Origin of the sequence: Frederiksenia canicola (assembly GCF_011455495.1) — a bacterium.
GTDB classification, from domain to species: Bacteria; Pseudomonadota; Gammaproteobacteria; order Enterobacterales; family Pasteurellaceae; genus Frederiksenia; species Frederiksenia canicola.
Genome location: NZ_CP015029.1, coordinates 517,011 through 537,947 on the forward strand (window position 1 = coordinate 517,011; position 20,937 = coordinate 537,947).

General features: G+C 43.6%; 11 protein-coding genes, 2 tRNA genes and 1 pseudogene. 12 read left to right on the forward strand and 2 right to left on the reverse strand.

Features of this window, described 5'->3' with window-relative positions; translation table 11 throughout:
- Positions 1-47: 47 nt before the first annotated feature.
- Both A4G17_RS02490 and msrP read right to left on the reverse strand, forming a co-directional pair.
- Positions 48-647 (reverse strand): protein-methionine-sulfoxide reductase heme-binding subunit MsrQ, encoded by a 600-nt coding sequence (locus A4G17_RS02490; protein ID WP_123957410.1) that lies wholly within the window; start codon positions 645-647, stop codon positions 48-50.
- A gap of 5 nt (positions 648-652) precedes the next feature.
- On the reverse strand, positions 653-1,606 hold the full coding sequence (gene msrP, locus A4G17_RS02495) for a protein-methionine-sulfoxide reductase catalytic subunit MsrP (protein WP_123957394.1): 954 nt from the start codon (positions 1,604-1,606) through the stop codon (positions 653-655).
- 91 nt (positions 1,607-1,697) lie between these two features.
- Between msrP and A4G17_RS02500 the strand changes: the two genes are divergently transcribed.
- The 12 genes and pseudogenes from A4G17_RS02500 to A4G17_RS02555 all read left to right on the forward strand — a co-directional run bounded on the left by A4G17_RS02500 (position 1,698) and on the right by A4G17_RS02555 (position 20,361).
- Positions 1,698-2,288 carry a sigma-70 family RNA polymerase sigma factor gene (locus tag A4G17_RS02500; protein ID WP_123957393.1) on the forward strand — a complete coding sequence of 197 codons (591 nt, stop codon included), beginning with the start codon at positions 1,698-1,700 and terminating at the stop codon, positions 2,286-2,288.
- Entirely contained in the window at positions 2,285-2,479 is a 195-nt protein-coding gene (locus A4G17_RS02505; RefSeq protein WP_123957392.1) for a zf-HC2 domain-containing protein, read from the forward strand. Before A4G17_RS02500 ends, A4G17_RS02505 begins: the two co-directional genes overlap by 4 nt.
- A 121-nt stretch (positions 2,480-2,600) precedes the next feature.
- The gene (gene lptM, locus A4G17_RS02510; protein WP_123957391.1) at positions 2,601-2,711 is read left to right on the forward strand and encodes an LPS translocon maturation chaperone LptM; all 111 of its coding nucleotides are present in this window, start codon (positions 2,601-2,603) and stop codon (positions 2,709-2,711) included.
- A gap of 79 nt (positions 2,712-2,790) precedes the next feature.
- A complete protein-coding gene (gene lysA, locus A4G17_RS02515; protein ID WP_123957390.1) occupies positions 2,791-4,044 on the forward strand; it encodes a diaminopimelate decarboxylase in 1,254 nt (417 codons plus the stop codon).
- 136 nt (positions 4,045-4,180) lie between these two features.
- A pseudogene (locus A4G17_RS02520) lies at positions 4,181-4,357 on the forward strand (4,5-DOPA-extradiol-dioxygenase); the annotation flags it as partial.
- Positions 4,358-4,456: 99 nt separating this feature from the next.
- On the forward strand, positions 4,457-5,593 hold the full coding sequence (mutY, locus tag A4G17_RS02525) for an A/G-specific adenine glycosylase (RefSeq protein ID WP_123957389.1): 1,137 nt from the start codon (positions 4,457-4,459) through the stop codon (positions 5,591-5,593).
- Entirely contained in the window at positions 5,571-5,846 is a 276-nt protein-coding gene (locus A4G17_RS02530) for an oxidative damage protection protein (protein WP_123957388.1), read from the forward strand. Before mutY ends, A4G17_RS02530 begins: the two co-directional genes overlap by 23 nt.
- A complete protein-coding gene (gene mltC / locus A4G17_RS02535) occupies positions 5,846-6,937 on the forward strand; it encodes a membrane-bound lytic murein transglycosylase MltC (RefSeq protein WP_123957387.1) in 1,092 nt (363 codons plus the stop codon). The genes A4G17_RS02530 and mltC overlap by 1 nt, the downstream gene beginning before the upstream one ends.
- A gap of 125 nt (positions 6,938-7,062) precedes the next feature.
- Positions 7,063-7,138, forward strand: a tRNA-Phe gene (locus A4G17_RS02540).
- A 19-nt stretch (positions 7,139-7,157) separates the two neighbouring features.
- A tRNA-Asn gene (locus tag A4G17_RS02545) sits at positions 7,158-7,233 on the forward strand.
- Between the two features lie 291 nt (positions 7,234-7,524).
- A complete protein-coding gene (locus A4G17_RS02550) occupies positions 7,525-9,282 on the forward strand; it encodes a ShlB/FhaC/HecB family hemolysin secretion/activation protein (protein ID WP_123957386.1) in 1,758 nt (585 codons plus the stop codon).
- Positions 9,283-9,354: 72 nt separating this feature from the next.
- Entirely contained in the window at positions 9,355-20,361 is an 11,007-nt protein-coding gene (locus tag A4G17_RS02555; RefSeq protein ID WP_165894255.1) for a two-partner secretion domain-containing protein, read from the forward strand.
- The last annotated feature ends 576 nt before the right edge of the window (positions 20,362-20,937 follow it).

The window sequence follows — 20,937 nt, forward strand, 5'->3', positions numbered from 1 at the left end:
ATACGCCTTTTTACCTTAACGAGTTAGTTTGCAAAACGTTATCAGGATCAGACCGCTTGTTTGCGTGCTAGTACCCATTTACCGAGATATTTCCAGGCCACAATAATCGCAACTAAAATACCAATAATAATTGGCGGTAGTGTGAAACCTTTTACTGACCAGTAGTAGTGAATGGCCGCACAAATAATGGAAATGTAAGCGAATTGATGTACTGTAAACCAACGTTTTCCTAGCCAGTTTTTGACTTGTGGAATTGATGTAACTGCCATTGCCAACAGAATCGAAAACGCAATTGCACCTAAAATAAGGTAAGGGCGAGTGATTAATTCAGAGAGTAGCAAGCTGATATCAAGTCCAAGTTCTAAAAAAGCATAACTTGAAACGTGTAGTAACGCCCATGTAAATGCCCACAGACCAAGCGGACGACGCAAAATCTGATATTGGTTTTTATTGATAACTTGTAACACAATGCCGAGTAAGAACATTACACAAAAGATAACAATTGCCGTATAACCGAGAAAATGTTCAACCTCTTTAATTGGATCAGCACCCAATGCGGTTTCATCCCCAATAGCTAATACATAGCCAAGCCAAGCCAAAGGTAAAGCACAGCCTAAATGCACTAAAATGCGTAATTTTGTCAATATTTGCATTAGAAATTCACCTTCAAATCTAAATCTTTATATAAATGAGCGACTTCATTTTCGTAGCCGTTGAACATTAAAGTCGGTTGGCGTTTTACGCTTAATAAACCACCGCCACCAATCACACGTTCAGATGCTTGTGACCAACGTGGATGATCAACATGAGGGTTTACGTTGGCATAGAAGCCGTATTCGTTTGGTGCTAAGCTCTCCCATGTAGTACGCGGACGTTTTTCTGATAACGTGATTTTTACAATAGATTTAATGCTCTTGAAGCCATATTTCCACGGCACAACCAACCGAATTGGTGCACCATTTTGATTTGGTAATGCCTTGCCGTATAAGCCCACAGACATCAGTGTTAATGGATTCATTGCTTCAGCAATGGTCAAACCTTCAGTGTAAGGGTAATCAATTCCGCCTCCGAATAGGCGATTTTTCTGCCCAGGCATTTGTTCTGGATCGTAAAGGGTATGGAATACCACATATTTTGCTTTACTGGTTGGTTTAGCTTTGGCGATCAATTTGCTTAATTCAAAGCCAATCCAAGGCACAACCATTGACCAAGCTTCCACACAGCGGAAACGGTAAATACGTTCTTCAAGTGGGAAAGTGGTAAATAAATCTTCATAGCCTAAGGTGTATGGATTTTCCACTTCACCACCAATTTCAACTTTCCAAGGATCTACTTTCAAACTTTTAGCATATTGAGCCGGCGAGCCTTTATCCACCCCAAACTCATAGAAATTGTTATAGCCAGTTACTTTATTTTCAGGCGTTAAAATTAAATCGGATGGTTGTGCTTTGGTGAAATTGAGTGCTGCGAGTGATGTTTTTTGCTCAGCAAAACTGAGATTAGGTAAGGCAGAGGCGGCAACACTAAGCCCCATCGCTTGAATGATTTTGCGTCGCTGATAGAAAATTTCTTCAGGTGTCACGTCATTTTCAGTTAATTTTTTCATCGCTTTTTTCCTCGTAATCAATATAATCTTTGCTTTTGACACTGTTTTACACAGAAACTTACATTTTTTCTGACAATTTTCGTGAGGGGTTATGTTGAATCAACCAACCACGCAGCTTGAACATATTTCACCGCAACAACTTGAAGAAATCCGTTGCCAAATGGTGAAATTTGCCATGTTGCAACTGAAAGATCCCGATTTAGCCGAAGACGTTGTGCAAGATGCTTTACTGAACGCATTCAAAAATGCACATGCCTTTAAAGGGAAATCGGCGTTAAAAACCTGGATTTTTGCGATTTTGAAAAATAAGATTATTGATTTAATTCACTATCGCAAACGTACCGTGACAGTTTCTGAGATCTGCGATGCGGAAGAGGAACCGAATAATTTCTTTGACGAGCGTGGTCATTGGGACTTGAATTATTTTGAGCCTAATGAATGGTCAAATGTGCAAAGTACAACCTATAAACAAGAGTTCTGGGTGATTTTTGAAACTTGCCTTGAGCATTTGCCTGCTCAACAAGCACGCGTCTTTATGATGCGAGAGTATCTTGAAATGGCAAGTGAAGAAATCTGCCAAGAATGTGAGATTTCTACGTCAAATTTACATGTTATTCTTTATCGAGCAAGGCTTCAGTTAAATGCCTGCTTATCCAAAAATTGGTTTGGAGCAAAAAAATGACAACTACAAAAAAACACAAATGCAAAGACATCACCGAACTTATTTCCCTGCAACAAGAACAGCCTTTGGCGTTTAAGCAAAAGCTGGCAATGCAAGTCCATTTAATGATTTGCCCTTATTGCCGTGCATTTAGACGCAATAACGAACAAATGCGAAAACTGATGCAACAATTTAAGGAGAAGAGCGAGTAACAAGCGGTCTGATCCGAGCGATTTTTTGCAAAAACGTTAACAGATTGTGGGTGTTAAGGTATGTTGCAACCGTTTTCTCAATCTGACTGTCTGTTCTTCTCATGTTGAACTTGGAGTATATATGAAAAAATTCATTTTACTTGCCCTTGTGGCAAGTTTTGCCTTAACCGCTTGCGGCGTGAAAGGTCCACTTTATTTTCCAGAAAAGGCGGAGCAACAAGCACCACACTGAGCATTTGCAAAAAATCGCTTGGATCTAACCGCTTGTAATGCTCCGACATGTTTACCCTAAATTTTAAAACGCAAACACAATGGATCATTTTAACTATAAAAATCAGCAACTTTTCGCAGAAGATGTGGCGGTTGCCGACATCATCGCACAGCACGGTACTCCAGCCTATATTTACTCACGTGCTACCCTCGAACGCCACTGGCACGCATTCAACAACGCCTTTGGCGACCACCCACATTTGATCTGCTTTGCGGTGAAATCCAACTCAAATATTGCCCTATTAAACGTGATGGCAAGACTCGGATCGGGGTTTGACATCGTTTCTCAAGGGGAGTTAGAACGAGTGATTGCCGCAGGCGGTGAGCCATCTAAAGTGGTTTTTTCGGGCGTGGCAAAATCTCATGCAGAAATCGCACGGGCGTTGGAAGTTGGCATTCACTGCTTCAATGTAGAGTCGCTGTCGGAGCTGAAACGGATCAATCACGTGGCGGGGGAAATGGATAAAGTCGCCCCGATTTCACTGCGAGTCAATCCTGACGTGGACGCCCATACCCACCCGTACATTTCCACGGGGCTGAAAGAGAACAAATTCGGCGTGAGTGTCAGCCAAGCCCGTGAAGTTTATCGCTTCGCTAAAACCTTGCCAAATGTGAAAATTGTAGGAATGGATTGCCATATCGGTTCACAACTGACCGAATTACAGCCGTTTTTAGATGCCACAGACCGTTTAATCGTGCTAATGGAGCAACTCAAACAGGACGGTATTGAGCTGCATCATCTCGATCTTGGCGGCGGCTTGGGGGTGCCATATACCTCTGAAACTCCACCGCATCCAACGGAATATACGGCAGCCCTGCTCGCAAAATTGCGTGATTATCCAGAGCTAGAAATTATCTTAGAACCTGGGCGGGCAATCACGGCTAATGCAGGCATTTTGGTGACTAAAGTGGAATATCTCAAACAGAACGAAGACCGCAATTTTGCGATTGTCGATACGGGAATGAACGATATGATCCGCCCTGCGTTGTACGAAGCCTACATGCGAATTATTGAAGTAGATCAGTCAATTAGCCGTGAAAAAGCTGTTTACGATGTGGTTGGTCCGATTTGTGAAACTTCGGATTTCCTCGGCAAACAGCGAGAGTTGGCGATTGCTGAAGGGGATTTGATCGCCATGCGTTCAGCTGGGGCTTACGGTGCCACCATGTCGTCCACCTACAACTCCCGCCCACAGGCTGCTGAAATTATGGTTGATGGCTCACAGTTCCATCTGATCAAACAGCGGGCTACTTTTGCGGATTTGTGGCGATTGGAAAAATTATTGCCGGCGTAGTCTGCAAACGCTCAGTGAGATGTGGCTCGTCTAGGTTATTTAGTTCGGTTTAATTGTTATTTAAAATGCCCTAAATACCCCTAGCAGAAAAAGCCGATTAGAATAGCGGGAAGTTAAATTTATTCAGGAGTACAGTATGAAAAAACTTCCCGCTCTTTTCGTTGGGCATGGTAATCCCATGAATGCTCTGGATCCGTATAATATTTTCAACCAAGGTTTTGAGCAGATTACCAGCACTTTTGACAAACCAAAGCTGATTTTGTGTATTTCAGCACATTGGTACAGTAGCAAATTACAAGTAACAAGTGGTCAGACTCGGTGAATTTTTTGCAAATTTCTTCCGAAAACTGACCGCTTGCAGTAGTATGAGCCACTTTCTGACATACTCAACTATGCTTTGATTTTAGCCCTTATGACAACCAGCAAATCGCCTTTTCCGTTGGCTCAAGCAAATGTGAATGACCCCTTCGCAAGCAGTGTGCTAGCGTGGTTCGAACAATACGGCCGTAAACACCTACCATGGCAACAACACAAAACGCTTTATGGTGTATGGCTATCCGAAGTGATGTTGCAACAAACACAAGTCACAACCGTTATTCCCTATTTTGAACGTTTTATCCAACGTTTCCCCACCATTGCCGATCTCGCCAATGCTTCAATTGATGAAGTATTACACCTGTGGACGGGCTTGGGCTATTACGCACGAGCGAGAAATTTACATAAAGCCGCTCAAACAGTGAGAGATGAATTTGGCGGGCAATTTCCAACCAATTTTGAGGATGTGTTAGGACTAACGGGTGTTGGACGAAGTACCGCAGGCGCAATTTTATCATCGGTACTGAATGCGCCTTATCCGATTCTAGATGGTAATGTAAAACGGGTGCTTTCTCGCTATTTCGCTGTGGAAGGTTGGTCGGGAGAAAAAGCGGTTGAAAATAAATTATGGGATCTCACCGCTTGCGTCACGCCCACAGATCAAGTAGCGGATTTCAATCAAGCGATGATGGATCTGGGGGCGATGGTGTGTGTTCGCACTAAACCTAAATGTACCATTTGCCCACTTTCTAAGCAGTGTGAAGCGAACCGACTACAAGCATGGATGCAATTTCCAGCCAAAAAACCAAAGAAAACCTTGCCGGAACGAACAAGCTATTTTTTGGTCTTAAAGCAAGGCTCGTACGTTTTACTTGAAAAACGAGACGCAAAAGGCATTTGGGGAGGATTGTTTGCTTTTCCACAATTTGACGATTTAGAGACACTCAAGCGGTCACTTCCAACGGAAAATTTGCAAATTTTGCCGTTAATTGCTTTTCGTCATACATTCAGCCATTTTCATTTAAACATTATCCCGATTTTGGTTGAAATTCCGGTTACTCAAGTCGCAGAAAAGCACGGAAATGATATGCCGTCAGTATCTTCTAAAGCGGAATATTGGTATGATTTGCAGCAACCGCATGAAATTGGTTTGGCAACCCCCGTCAAACGCATTTTAGATGAATTAACTCTTACAGAAACAGGATTTAACCATGGCACGAACCATCTTTTGTGAATATTTAAAACAAGAAGCTGAAGGCTTAGATTTTCAACTTTATCCAGGGGAAATTGGCAAGCGTATTTTTGATTCAATCAGCAAACCAGCGTGGGCAGAGTGGATTAAAAAACAAACGATGCTTGTTAATGAAAAGAAACTCAATATGATGAACCCTGAACATCGTAAGCAGCTTGAAACCGAGATGGTGAGTTTCTTATTTGAAGGCAAAGAGGTTCATATTGAAGGCTATGTACCTGTAGGCGAAAAATAATGAAAACACTTGCAAAGTACTTACCGCTGGCGGTGATTATTCCATTGCTTGCATCTTGTGGTAGCACACCCAAAAAGACCAGCAAAGGGAAAGTTCGCCCTGATTACAGCAAAGATACGCTTGGGTTAGATATTCTGACAGGGCAATTTTCAAAGAATATTGACAAAATTTGGGGAGTGAATGAGCTGTTGCAGGCTACCCGTAAAGATTATGTCAAATATACTGACCAATATTACACCCGTAGCCACATCAGCTTTGAAGAAGGGCAAATTACCATTGAAACATTGGGTAATCAAAACCATTTACGTAATTCGATTATTCATACGCTATTGATGGGGTCAGATGCCACAGGTATTGATTTATTCGCTTCGGGTGATGTGCCGATAAGCCATAATCCGTTTCTTGCTGGTCAGGTTGTCGATCAGTTTGGACGTTCCGTGACAAATATTGCGATTGCTAACGATTTCGCAACGTACTTGCTCCAAAATAAACTGAAAACACGCCGTTTACAGAATGGACATACAGTCACTTATGTGTCTATTCCAATGATTGCAAATCACGTTGAAGTAAGGGCTAGACGTTACTTGCCAATGGTGCGTAAAGCAGCACGTCATTATGGAATCGAGGTGAGCTTAATTCTGGCGATTATGGAAGTGGAGTCTGCATTTAACCCTTATGCAGTCAGCTATGCGAATGCGATTGGGTTAATGCAAGTGGTTCCACGCACAGCAGGGCGTGATATTTTTGCACGTAAAGGTTTTGGTGGACAGCCTGATCGCGATTATCTTTATGATCCAAGTAAAAATATTGATGCGGGCACGCTCTATTTGGCCATTTTACGTGATGAATATTTAAATGGCATCACCAACCCCGTTTCTAAGCGTTATGCGATGATTTCGGCCTACAACAGTGGTGCTGGAGCTGTATTAAGAGTATTTGATAATGATAAGTGGGCTGCAATGAATAGGATCAGCAATCTCCAACCTGACGCCGTTTATCGAATTTTGACGACGGCACATCCATCTGCACAAGCAAGAAATTACTTAGTCAAGGTGAATAAGGCTCAGAAAAAATACCTAAATGTACGATAAAAAGTTGATTTTTAAGCGGTTTGGGTAAAAATAAAACGTTTAGACGGATTTTTTTAACTTTTTGAAAAAAAGTGTTTGACGAGGTGGGCGGAAATACGCATAATGCACCCCGCAAACGACGAGATGCCTCGATAGCTCAGTCGGTAGAGCAGGGGATTGAAAATCCCCGTGTCGGTGGTTCGATTCCGCCTCGAGGCACCACTTTCTTGCAAAGTAAAATTCCTCCTTAGTTCAGTCGGTAGAACGGTGGACTGTTAATCCATATGTCGCAGGTTCGAGTCCCGCAGGAGGAGCCATATTATGAAGCCCTGATGAGTAATCATCAGGGTTTTTTCGTTTATTGCTTATTCTGTTGCAAAAGGGGGTCCAGCTAATCTAAAGATTGCTTTCTTCGCAGTCCTTAAGTCTGACCTTATGCTATGTGGTAATAGTTCTTTAGTCAATTTTTTTGGGGGTAATTTTAGATTTAAAATGATTTTCTTAAAAATAAACGAATTTTAATTTCTGTTTGCTTTAGTACTATCTATTTACAAAACAAGGGTGTTTTCTATACACTATCAGTGTACTAAATTCTTTTTTATTGAATAATGAAATATTGTCAACGTTTCACATTGAGTACTTTATTTTCAATGCTCTCAGTTACTGTAAGTGCTAATCTACAGCAAGATGCGCTTTCTCGCTTAAACCAACTTGATGCCACTCAACAACAGCGTCAAGTACAACAACAGCAAGCACAGGCGTCGCAGTTTCAGTCTGCTGCGGAGGTGCGTGTTGAGGTGGATTCACAAGAGAACTTAACGCTCTCTAACTTCGAGATGCCTTGTTACCCTATCCACCGAATCTCTCTGATTGATTACTCTCCTGATAATTCTCTCCAAACCAGCCAATTCCAATGGGCATTTAACCAAGCTTCGAAAGACCTTAAACTCACTTTACCGCACTGTTTTGGTGGTGAGGGGATGGGGATTTTGATGAAGCAGGTACAAAACCGTATTATCGAGAAAGGGTATGTTACCACTCGAGTGGTGGTACAAGAGCAGGATTTGCGTTCAGGGGATTTGGTGCTGACGGTGATTTTGGGTAAGGTGGGTAATACCATTGTGGCAGACAGCAGTGAAGTGCCACGTTTTACTCGTTTTCAAAGCTGGAATGGCTTCACCTTTACGAAAGGGGATTTATTGAATGTGCGAGAGATTGAACAATCCTTGGAAAATCTCAAACGTGTCCCGACGGTGGAAGCCAATATTGAAATTCTCCCTAGTGAAAATGCAGAGAATGTGGGGGAGAGTGATTTAAAAGTCAGTTATACCCAATCGTTGCCCTTTCGTTTTAACGTGAGTTTAGATGATTCAGGTTCACGCTCAACGGGTAAATTGCAGGGTTCGGGGACGTTTTCCTTTGATAATCTCTTTTCTGCCAACGACCTGTTTTATACCTCTTTTACACACAGCATAAAAAGTGGCGAAGATGAGGATGGCAGTCGTGCCAGTAAAAATCTGACGTTCTACTATTCCATTCCGTTCGGCTATTGGACATTTTCCGCTTCACAGCACTACAGCCGTTATCACCAAGCGGTGTTTGGGGCGTTTAATCAGACCTATAAATACGCTGGCGAGAGCAATAACTCCAAACTCTCGCTTTCCTATTTGCTTTACCGTGATGCAGTACGCAAAACCACCCTTTCCAGCGGCTTCTGGTCACGTCAGTCCAAGAACTTTATTGATAACACGGAAGTGGAAGTACAGCGCCGCCGAATGGCAGGGTGGGAAGCGGGCATTTCTCACAAAGAGTACCTTGGCAATGCCACTTTGGCACTGGATGTGCACTTTAAACGCGGTACAGGCGTGCGTGGCTCGCTTGCCGCACCAGAGGAGCAATGGAATGAAGGTACCTCTCGCCCGAAAATCATCACAGCCGCCATTTCACTAACTAAACCTTTTTCCGTCGGTACACAGCCGTGGCAGTGGCAAAGTGATTGGAGCGCACAATGGAACAAAACCCCGCTGATTGCCCAAGACCGCTTTAGCATCGGTGGGCGTCATACGGTGCGTGGTTTTGATGGCGAAGTCTCTCTGTCAGGTGAGCGTGGTTGGTTATGGCGTAATGAGTTTGCTTGGAATGTGAATAGTAAGGGGCATCAACTCTACTGGGCACTAGATGGTGGTCGGGTATCGAAATTGTCTAGCTTTCAGCTTGGGCAGCATTTGATGGGGACAGCCTTAGGTCTAAAAGGGGATTGGAAAGGTGTTTACTACGATGTTTTTGTTGGTAGACCAATTCGAAAACCAGAAGGGTTCCGTACCTCAGATGCGGTGGCGGGTTTTAATCTCGGCTATCGTTTTTAATTTTCAATGTAAGCGAGCATGTCGGCTCGCTTTTGTCGTTTAGTTAACGGATTTTTTAATAGGGTTATCGTAATGAATAAGAAGTGTTTCCGTGTGATTTTCAGCAAAACGTTGCAGTGTTTGGTTGTGACCTCTGAGTTGGCGAAAGCAGAAGGCAAGGCGAAAGAGTCGAATAGTTTTTCCGATTTGCAAATTTTTGCCCGTATCCGACCGCTTGTATTCAGTCTGTTTTGTGCCTTGGGGCTCGTCAGCACGCCAACACTGGCGGAAACCTTGATTATTCAAGCGGACAAATCTGCCCCGAAATACCAGCAACCGATTATTTTGCAAACGGCAAACGGGTTGCCGCAGGTGAATATTCAAACCCCGAACGACAAAGGGTTATCCCATAATAAATATTCCAAATTTGATGTGGATACCAAAGGGGCGATTCTCAACAACAGCCGCACCAATGTACAAACCCAACAAGCAGGCTGGGTGCAGGGCAACCCGTATTTAGCCAAAGGCGAAGCAAAAGTTATCCTCAATGAAGTCAACTCCAATGACCCGAGTTTACTTAAAGGTTATGTGGAAGTCGCCGGTAAAAAGGCGGGTGTGATTATCGCCAATCCGTCGGGTATTCACTGCCAAGGTTGTGGCATTATCAACTCCGACCGCGCGACCTTCACTACGGGTAAGCCTCACATTCAAAATGGCAACTTAGAAAGCTTTGTGGTGGAAAAAGGCAAAGTTAGCATCGATGGCAAGGGTTTAGATAACAGTCGCGTGGACTATACTGAAATCCTTGCCCGTGAAGTGCAAGCCAACGCAGGCGTGTGGTCGAAGAAAGAAACTAAGGTCATCACAGGGAAAAACACTCTCAAGCGGTCAGATTCGGCAAAAGATTTGCAAATTATTCACAGCAACCAACCGCTTGCAGACGAAGCACAACCACAATTTGCTGTCGATGTCGGTGAATTAGGCGGCATGTACTCGGGCAAAATCCACTTAATCGGCACCGAACAAGGGGTTGGGGTGCGTAATGCAGGGCATATTGGGGCAAGTGGCGAGACGCTCACCATCGACAGCAAAGGGCGGATTATCAACACGGGCACGCTCAATGCCAACCAAGCAATAAACCTAACTGCGACCAAAGGCATTGCAAACACAGGCAAAATCGAAAACCGCCAGGGGGATATTCACCTCTCCACCAAGGCAGACATCAAACAAGACGGCTCCATTGTTGCACGCCAAGGGAATATTCACAAGCACGCTGATACCACTATCAGTCAGCAAGGTGAAACCGTGGCGAAAGGCGATGTGCGTTATCAAGCCCAAACTATCAACGCCAGCCAAGATTCACTGATTGCGGCAGGTGTAACTATTCAAGACAATAACAATGGCGAAGTGCGCACCTTAGACACGCAATCCGCACAGGGTAAATCTCTCCAAGTCAGTGCAACAGACCAAGCGACCTTGCAGGGCAAAAACATTGCCTCGGGCACCTTCAACCTGCATGCGGGTAGTGTGAATGTAAACCACAGCCAAAACAGTGCACATACGATTGTGGTTCAAGGTACGACAGGCAATATTGACGCCAATTCCGCCTTATTCACTGCCCAAGCGGATTTACAGCTCAAAACTCCAAAAGCACTCTCTACCCAATCTAGCCACTTGACTGCGAATAACATCCACACCGAGCAGGCATCGTTGAATGCCCAAAACGCGACATGGAAGCAGACAGGCACGGACGACTTCCACTTAAAAGGAAACGAACTTATCACCTCAGGGGGGGCATTTAGCACGCAGGGCGATTTTAAAGTAGAGGCCAACCAACTTGATAACGCACAGGGTACTCTCAGCAGTGCAAAATCATTGACTTTGAAGGTGGGGAAAACCCTCAACTCTGAAGGGGGGCAGTTACTAGCAGGGGAAGACCTGCATCTTACCACCTCCAATCTGAACAATGACGGCGGCTTGGTGTATGCGAAGCAGAATGTGGAGGTTGTTGCCACTGAATCTATCCATAACCAAAACACAAATAGCGACAATAAAGGCATTGTTGCGGGAAAAGCCCTTCAACTGAGCACGACAACGTTAAGTAACCAACAAGGGCGTGTGGCGAGCGTTGAAGGTGCATCCATTACAACAAAAGGGCTGAATAATGATGGTGGGAAAATCGCAACGGATAGCCAGCTTGCCTTAAACGCAGTGGAGATCAGCAATAATGTAGGAGCGGTATTAGCGGCTGACAAAGCAAACTTGGCATTTACCACTCTTTCCCAAAAGGCAGGGCGCATTGAATCTGTTCAGCTTGCGTTGACGGGGGATGTGCTCGATTCAACCGAGCAAAGTCAGATCTTGGGTGAACAGGTGAATATCCACCTCAACGAGCGCTTTGCGCAACGTGATAGTCAATTAGCGGCCTCTGAATCATTATTACTAAAGAGCAAACATATCGACAACCAATCGAGCCGTATTCAAAGCCTGAATAAACTGGAGGTGAAGGCGAATGCTCTTCGCAATCAGAATGGTGTGATCTCGAGTGCGAAAGACGCGACATTCAATGTTGCCCAACGCCTCATGCAATTTGCAGGGAACATTGGGGCTGCACATCTCACCTTAAATGTTGGTGAGTTGCACAGTACGGCACAGAGTGTGATTTCAGGTGAGGATGTGTCACTCTCCTCACAGGGTCAGGTTAATAACCAACACAGTGAAATTTCCGCGAATAATCATCTCTCTATTCGCAGCCAAGCCGTAGATAATCAGCAAGGGTTGTTGTTAGCAGAACATGGCACACTGCAGCTTAATACCCATCAGCACAAGCTCAACAATCAAACTGGAAAAATCATTGCGGGCGATAGCTTACAACTTGAGACAGGTGAAATTGGTAATCAACAGGGCATTTTACAAGGCAAATCTAGCTTGCACATCGATAGTCACCAACAAGCACTTGATAACCATGAAGGCAAGGTACTCACGGAAGGTGTGCTTGATTTAACCATCGGACAACTCTTGAATATTCAAGGGGTTATTCAAAGTGGGCAGAACAGCTCGATTGATACTGCAAGCCAAACCGTGAATAACACGGGCGGTAAGTTGCTAGCTCAGGGGGATTTGAAGGTAAATGCCACCCTCCTTGAAAATCATCAGGGCGGTATTGAGGCCAACAATATCACGCTCAACCTCAGCTCTCTGCATCAAACGCAAGGTGTTATACAAGCTCGCCAGAATCAACAGGTTAGCACTGAGTCGCATCTACGTTCACTGAATGATAGTGTGATTGCGGCAGGTCAGCAATTAACGTTGGATGCCAAGGGGAAAATAGATAATCAGCAAAGCCAAATCCGCAGTGGACAACAATTAACGCTGTCGGGGAAAGGCATCAATAATCAGCAGGGCGAGATATTCTCTGAAACCCGTAGTGTGAATCTCCATAGCCAACAGCAGGATTTTATCAATCAGCAGGGTAAAGTCAGTGCCGCAACACAGCTTGTGATTAAAAGCGGTTTGTTAAATAACGAACAGGGGTTAATTCAAAGTGGTGGTGATGCCACTTTGCATACGGCTGATTTGAATAACCAACATACCCAAGCCAGCCAAGGTGAAGTGAAAGGTATTTTAAGTCTTGGTCAGCTAACGCTGAATGCGGTACAGCTGTTAAATCAACAAGGGTATATAGGTAGTCAAAAAGCACAGACGTTGGCACTTCAACAGCTCAATAACCAACAGGGCATTATTTCTAGCCAAGCAAGTCAGTCTCTTACCATTCAAGACAAAGTGCAAAATCAGGCAGGGAGAATCAGTGGTGTTGGGTTATCAATAGTGGCGAAGCAACTCGCTAACAACGAAAATGGACAAATTTTGTCTAAAGACGCTTTGTCATTGTCTGTGGCAGAGTCCATTGATAACGCACAAGGTCATATCGCGGCAACTCAAGCAGTGACTGTTACCACGAAAGCGTTAAATAACCAGCAAGGACAGCTTACTTCCCAAGCGAATGCGTTGGAGGTAAACACGCAGCAAGCGTTGAATAATCAACAAGGTGTGATGGCTGCACAGACTTCGCTGAATGTGACGGCAGCAGGATTAAATAATCAGGCAGGAAAAGTACAAACCGCTCAAGGAGAGCTAACGCTCAAGCTAAGCCAAGGTGAAGTACAAAATCAACAAGGCAGTATCAATGCGGGAGCAAATCTCACGCTACACGGTGGCAGCATCAATAACCAACAAGGGCTGATTTTTGCTCATCAAGACAGCCATATTAATGTCGTGCAATCTGTCGCTAACACGGCACAGGGCAAAATACAGAGCCTTGGTGCGCTTCAGTTGAATGCCGCACAACTGGATAACCAAGGTGGCTTTATTCAGAGTACACAAAATATGGTGTTGACCGCGGCACAAATCCTCAATAACCGTGTGGCGGAGACAGGTTCACGGATTGAATCGGGTGCGAAATTAACGCTTGAGACTGCAGACTTAGCCAACCGCAATACCGTTGCGCAGAATCAAAGTCCGACACAAGGCATTATTGCCCAGCAGTTGGTATTGCAAAAAGCCAGCCAACTCGATAACCAACAAGGTGGAATTTATCTTGGCCAACGTGGTGAGTTCAATATCACTCAACGCCTCAATAACCAACAGGGAGAAATCTTAAGTTGGGGTGACATTCAGCTGCTGGGTGGAAAATCACTGCAGATTGACAATCGAGAAGGTAAATTACAGGCTGAAAACCGCTTGGATATTCAAGCCAATCAGCTCTCGGGCGATGGTGTGCTGCAAGCCAATCACATTGATGTCAACCTTCAGGCGGATTTCACCGCAGAGCAAGATATTAATGCGAAAAGCACTTTATCCTTTGCCACACAGGGTAACCTCATCAATCGCAAAAAATTGTCCGCAAATGACCGCTTGCAGCTGACGGCTCAAGATATTACCAATGAACAAACAGGCAGAATCAGTGCGGCACAGACTGATTTGAATGCCAAAGCCACGGTCACGAATGAGGGGTTAATCAACAGCTTTAGCGATGATGACAATGCTAAAACCGTTATCAAAGCACAGCGTATTGAGAATATCGGTACGGGTCGCATTTATGGCGACGATGTGGCACTAGGTGCAGAGCATATTTTAAATCAAGATAAAAATGGTAAATCAGCCACTATTGCTGCACGCAAGCGCCTAGATTTAGCGGGCAAAGAAATCATTAACGATACCCAACATTACGATCCGAATTTGAAAACAGGCTCAACGATTTACAGTGAGGGTGATATTGTTTTTGGTCGCCAATTAAATCCAAATAACCATGCTGAGGGTACGGCAGAAGTATTAAGAAATAAAAGCAGTATTATTGAGGCGGGTGGAAATATTCATTTGAGTGTGAAAGAAACGCTTAATACGAATGAACACTTTACCACGGAAATGAAGGAATTTCCTGAAGAAGGAAATAAAGAGAAAATTGAATATATTTTAGTTAATTTGCAGGGTGATGATTTAAATAGTGGCTTTAAAGTCAAAGGTGATCGTTTTAACCATAAGCATTTAGGTGATGGGGTATATGATCATGTTTGGAATTATGGTTTAGCGAGAAAATTAGAGGACGATGAATTAAAAGCGGGTTATATCCCTGAAATGAGAAAAACCTGTTCTTCAGTAGATCCTAATGTTTGTTTTTATCAGCCAAGAGTGTTTTATGATAATCAATATGGTATTTGGAAGAGATTTGAAATTACTCCTCCATCAGATAGTTTCACTCTACCTGAACACATCCCAACATTAAGAGCTGAGCCGACTAAACCAAGGAGAAGGTTCTTGGGTGGGAGAAGATATGCTGAGCGACTAAAAGCATATGAAGAAGATTTCAAGAAGTATAAACAAGAAGTGGAAGAATATAATGTAGCGATTAAGCCTTATGTCGATTGGGTTGAGAAACATCAAGATACCTTTGATGAGCTCAATGATGCTATCAAGCAGCATAATAGACATTATGCATATGATCTAACTCGACGTTGGGGGCTGAGCGTTTCAGAAAAGAAAGTCTATAAATCCGAGGTAAAAACATCTCTACCAGGTCAACTCCTTGCAGGAAAGGATATTCATATTCAAGGTTATCTTGAAAATGATAAAAGTACGATTATTTCCGGCCAGTCTATATCTGGAGCAGTAAAGAACAAAGATGAACAAGGCGTAAGAAGAGATCATTTTCCTGGCAGGAAACGTTGGTATGAAGGGAGACACCGTGGTGGCTTAAAACGAAGATGGGAGTGGCGTAATTCACAAGAAGGGGCTTACACCCGTATTGAAAATGACACGTTTGACATGAATCTCTACACCTACCTAACCCATCAGGTGGTCGAACCGATTACGCCAAAACAGCCAGAAGAGTCGAATTTAGTGAGCTTAACCCAGTTAAACGACTATGTGGCGAATAAAATCGAGCGTGCGGATGTTGCTCGCATTGATGCTGTCGCCTTTGATTCAGAAACGAGTTTAAAAAATCTTGAGCGTAACAATAGCTCGATTTCAACTTCTCGTTTAACGGATGCAAGTGGGGCGGATTTGGCGAAACTCACGCAGTTTACGCCTTCGGGTAATTCGCCAGACACGAAAAATGAGATTGACCGTTTAGCACAAGGGGATTTTGAAATCCGTAGTGTGACGGTCGATACGCGCTTGCCAAATCAAGGTTTATATCGCATCAATCCTGCAGCAAATAGCCATTTTATTGTGGAAACCGATCCTGATTTTACCAACCAAAAACGTTGGTTGAGTTCGGATTATATGTTTAATGCCCTACGCTATGAGCCGAATGCGACCCAAAAACGCTTGGGGGATGGTTTCTATGAGCAGCGTTTAGTGCGTGAGCAAATTAACAGCTTAACGGGGCGCCAGTTCCTTGGCAACTACACCGATTTTGATAGCCAATACCGCGGATTAATGGATGCGGGGGTCAGCTTTGCGCAAAAATTTAATTTGCAGCCAGGGATTAGCCTCAGTCCTGCGCAAGTTGCACAATTAACGAGTGATATTGTTTGGTTTGAATCACAAAGTGTGACCTTGCCAAATGGCAAGGTTGAACAAGTCTTAGTGCCGAAGGTGTATGCCCTTGCGCGTAAAGGCGATATTGATGGTAAGGGTACGCTGATTTCAGGCAACCGTGTACGCCTTAATGCGACTCAGCTTGTCAATGAAGGGACAATTGCAGGGCGGGAGTTTGTGCAATTTAATGCCGAAAGCTTGAAAAACAGCGGAAAATTCAGCGCCGGTGTGTTGCAGGGCGAGGTCTCTGGTGATGCAGAGAATATCGGTGGTGTGCTAGAGGCGGATAATGCGCTGTTGCTCAACATTGGTGGGGATTTTACGCACCGCTCAACTACACAGACGACAAATGTGGATTTAGCGGGCTATAAACGCACAGACACCACCTTAGACCGCAAGGCGTTGTTACACGTCAAAGGTAAAAATGGGGCATTACAGCTTACAGCAAATAACATTACCTTAACGGGCGCAGACATTATCAACGACGACCAAGGTCAGACCTATATCTCGGCGAAAAATAACCTCAACCTCAATGCATTGGAGGTAGGCTTTGATGAGAAGATGGGAGAAGGCGACCACTATCGTAATGAAAAAGTGCAAGATGTGGTGGTGAGCCGTATTCAAGGCGGCGGAGATGTCACCTTGAAAGGACATAATATTCTGTCGGAAGGCTCTGTGCTTGAAGCGGAGAAACGTTTAATTGCCTTGGCAGAAAATGACTTAACACTCTCCAGTGCGAATCGTCACAGCGATTATGAAGAGTATCACCACACCAAATCAGGCAGTGCCTTTGGCAGTTCGAAACACACCACGTTAGACACCAAACAGCAGAAGCTTAAACAAGGCAACAAACTGTCGGGAGAGGAAATTATTCTGTCTGCGGGTAATGATGTCACGGCGAAGAATGCCCAAATCATTGCAGATAAAGACATCACGATTTATGGCGGAAACGATGTCACTTTCAGTGCTGACACAAACTATTTTAAAGAAACGCACGTTGAGAAAAAATCCAAGTCAGGCGTATTGAATGGTGGCAATATTGGTGTGACCTTTGGCAAGAAGAGTCAAACCTTGGAAACCGAAGCTGAAGGCTGGACGCAAAGTGATGCTCGTGGGGTATTGGGCAGCTTAAACGGTAACATCAGTGTGAAAGCAGGCAACCAAGCGACCCTGTTAGGCTCAGAGCTGGTGGTGCAGAAAACCCCAGACCATTCTATTGTTGTCGAAGGAAAATCGGCGACCGTTGAAGCGGGCAAAGATATTCTGACCACAAAAGAACGCCATGAACAGAAGCAGTCGGGCTTAACGATTGAGTTCAGCTCTGCGGTGACGGACACCGCTTTTGCGGTGAAAAATGCGGTGAAGCGTTCGGGGCAAGTGAAAGACGACAAGCTAAGTGCACTATTAAAAGTGAAAGCTGCGAATGAAGCGGTGGAGACCGTTGAAAAGGCAAAAGAGACGATTGAGGCACTTCAAAATGCGGCAAACGCCACTGAGGCTTTGAATAATTCCGATTTCAAAATTGCGGTGAATGTCGGTTCAAGTAAGTCAGTCTCGACAAGCAACACTGAGCAAATTACTCACCAAGCCTCAGAGCTAAGTGGTGGGCGCGTTATCGTCAAATCCACTGAAGGCGATACCAATATCATTGGCTCTAAGATTGATGCGCTGGAAGCAGAATTAGCCGGTAAAAATGTCAATTTACTGGGTGTAGAAGACAGCCAACGTAACCGCAGTGATAATAAAAACAGCGGTTGGAAAGTGGGCGTATTCCTCGGTAAATCGGGTGGCTCACAAGGTTTTGGAATTGAAGGCTCAGTCCAAATCGGCAAAGGGCATTCAAACTCTGATTCGGTCGAAAATCGCCATACGGAAGTGAATGCGAACAAGGTCAACATTAACGCCACGGAAACCACCACAGTGAAAGGTGCGGTGGTGAATGCTGACCACCTCCAGCTTGACACCAAGAATCTGCATATTGAAAGTGTGCAAGACCGCGAAAAATATGACAGTAAACAGACGCAAGCGGGAGCGAGTGCCTCGGTGGCGATTTACGGCAGTGGTTCGAGTGTCTCTGCACAAGCCAGTCGCAACAAAGCGAATGTGGATTACGCCCAAGTAGCAACCCAATCGGGCTTTAATATCAAGCAAAGCTCGGCGATTAACGTTTCTGAAAACACCCATTTGAAAGGCGGCATCATCAATGCGGAAGGTGACAGCGCAAACCACCGTATGAAAACGGGCACCTTGACGACAGAAGATATTCAAAACCACAGTGATATTGAAATCAGCTCGGTATCGGTGGGTGCAAGTACGGATATGAGCCAAATGTCGGGTCAAGCGATAAGTGCAGCCTTGAGTGCGCTAGGCAATAAGAGTGAGCACGAGAGCAGCACGACTAAATCGGCGATAAGTGGCAACATTCAAATCCAGCTCACGGACAGTGAAGGTCAGCAACAGAAGACCGGTAAAACCGCGGAGGAAACTCTGGCTACACTCAACCGCGACATAGCCAATGCGAATGAGAATGTGGCGAAGCAGGATTTGACGAAAATCCAAGAAAGCCAAGAAATGGCACAAGTGATAGGCGAGTTGTCACAGAGTTGGTTAAATCGCGCAGTGAAAGCCCCACTTGAAGAGGCGGATAAGAAACGTCAAGAGGCTGAAGAAATAGCGAAAACTAACCCAGCTCAAGCAGAACGCCTCAGAAGCGAAGCAAAAGCCCTTGAAGCGGAATATGGTTTGGGTAGTAACTTACAAATGGGTGTGCGAGCCGCGACCGCAGCATTACAAGGTTTAGCGACGGGAGATGTTAAACAAGCGGCGGTGGGTGCGATTTCGCCTTACTTAAACAAAGCGATAAAAGAAGCGACCACAAACGCAGATGGCAGCCTCAACAAAGAAGCGAATTTAATTGCTCACACGATTTTGGGGGTGGTGGAAGCGAAAGCGACAGGCAATAATGCTGTCGCAGGCGGACTGGCTGCGCTTACGGCAGAAGCGGCTGCGCCAATTGTGATGCAACAGCTTTATGGCACGGACAATCCAGGGAATCTCACGGAGAAGCAAAAACAGAATGTTGCCAATCTTAGCCAAATTGCAGCCGGTTTGGCAGGTGGTTTAGTGGGGGATAGCACAGCGAGTGGTATTAGTGGAGCTGAGATTGGGAAACGGGCTGTGGAGAATAATCTCCTAAGCCGAGAAGATGACGAATATGTTTTTGATAGTAATGAGCTATTTGATAAAAACAAGTCATTAGATGAGAGAAGAAAGGCTAAAACTTCAGATCTATTAATTAAAGATGGTTATATCAATCATCTCATTAAGTTATATCAAGAAGATCCGAATAAGTTAAATTTAGTTCAAAGAAATTATTTAAATACAGAGCTGACTAAAATAGCAAAATCTTACGATATACCGGTCACAGACTTATATAATTGGGACTTTAATAACTCTATTAAGAGAGATGACTCAAAATTATCAAGTTACTTGGCGTTAAATGAATATGCCCAAAATCAGTCTTATGAAGGTAAGCAAGCAAAATCATTTGCTGTGGGAATGGCTACAGTTCCAGTAGCTTATGGAATAGATAAGTTTATAAGGCTTTATCCTCAAGTTACAGAGTTCATTGCGACTAACCCTATAAAGTCTGAGGCAGCAGTTGTTTTTGGATACAACACAGGCAAGTCTGTAGGCGAAGGAACACTTATTCAAGATGGAAGATTAAATTCATCGGTGGTCGAAGATATAGTGAAGGATACAGGAAAAACGATTGCCTTAGGTAAGCTATCTTTCGGGCAACAAGTAGGCTATGGGATGGCGGTTGATTATCTGTATGAAGTTAATAAGCATAATGCGACAGATCATTCTATAAAAACCGAGATGGTTGGCTCTGTTGCGGGTTCTTCAGCTTCCGTGAGTATGGAAGGTTTATCAAAAGTTTTACCTAAATTTAATGGGGCTGCTAGAATTATTACTAATACTATAGTTAGCGATATAGTATCAGATAAAGCTCAAGAAAAATATCAAGAGTATATAAAGAAGTCAGAGGAAAAATAAAATGAAATCAGTATTCTTCTTGTTTTTAGGTTACATAGTAATTTCCTTTATTGTATTTTTTTCATATGTTGCACTTGAATTTGTTTTTGATACTAAATATATAAAGTATGAGCTGTTATTAAAAGAATCATTTGCAGATTCGCTATACCCATACGGTATAATTATATTTTTTAAATTTTTATTTTCTAAGAAAACTAATTGAAGGAGTGTCTTTAAAAATTCCTTCTCTAAATGGAGGCGACAAGATAATATCTAACACCATACTTAGTGATGTGTCATCTGAAAAAGCTAAGGAAATATACGAAAGTTATAAAAAAGAGGAAGAAAATAGCAGATGATGAGTAATATATTTTGGGTTTTAATGGGGTTTTTAGGTGCTTGGATAATTTTTTTTGGTTTTTATATTTTTCTTGAGTTTAGTGTTGATAGGAAATATATTAATTACCAATTGTTATTAGAAGAGTCTTTTAAAGATTTATTATATCCATATTTTTTAGTTGTTTTTTTTAAGTTTTTACTGGCTAAAAGAGATAGTAGGTGATAAAAATATTACTTTGGATCTTCCTAATTTTTACA